The 602-nt window shown below is 32.4% G+C and carries 1 protein-coding gene and 1 pseudogene; one reads left to right on the top strand and one right to left on the bottom strand.

Going from position 1 to position 602, the window contains the following annotated elements; all coding sequences use genetic code 11:
- Positions 1 to 154 (top strand): transporter substrate-binding domain-containing protein (locus WS44_RS09650; RefSeq protein ID WP_046434127.1); only part of this gene is annotated, 154 nt, incomplete at its 5' end.
- Positions 155 to 360: 206 nt separating this feature from the next.
- On the opposite strand, the pseudogene WS44_RS10235 reads toward WS44_RS09650, so the two are convergent.
- Positions 361 to 516, bottom strand: a pseudogene (locus tag WS44_RS10235) (IS110 family transposase); the annotation flags it as partial.
- Positions 517 to 602 lie beyond the last annotated feature (86 nt).

The following is a 602-nucleotide window of genomic DNA, read 5'->3' as shown; positions in this document are numbered from 1 at the left end:
TGGTATTGCCGTCAACAAAGGACAAACGGCAATGATGAAGCACATCAATACTGCTTTAGATGAATTAAAAAAGGACGGTACTTACACCCGTCTTGCTAAGAAATGGTTCGGCAATATTCCTGGCTTCAACATTAAAGAAATTGAGCAATATTAAAAAGCATAGAACTAGCAATTCGTTAGCTCTATGCTTTTTTTCTACGTAAAGTCAAGTACCATAAGGTATTTGACTTTTATTTTTGAATAAATTATTTAATTTCCAAATGAGTAGGCCAATTTATTTAGAAATTTGTTTAAGACAAATAAGCTTATTAAAATAGTTTTTTAATAAGCTAGAAGAGTATAATGAACTTGATCAATTATTTACGATAAAAGTCTTTTTTGATTATGTTTGGCTACGTCGTAATCATATAGTTGGTTATTACTGATCAGGGCATACATGGTCCTGATCAGTTTGTGTATAGAGGCAATAGCTATCTTTTTGAACCCTTTGGTTTGAGAGGATAGCTTTTTCTACTCTAAGTCAAGTGTTATCAACGATTTTAAGCAATTTTATTTTGAAATACAGGCCTAATCGGGAAATGGCTCCCGGAGAATCGAGTTAA

The sequence above is a fragment of the Lactobacillus sp. N54.MGS-719 genome (assembly GCF_000980505.1).
Lineage (GTDB): Bacteria > Bacillota > Bacilli > Lactobacillales > Lactobacillaceae > Lactobacillus > Lactobacillus amylovorus.
Note: the sequence above shows the minus strand (reverse complement) of the source record. Positions and strands in the feature narration are given on the sequence as shown.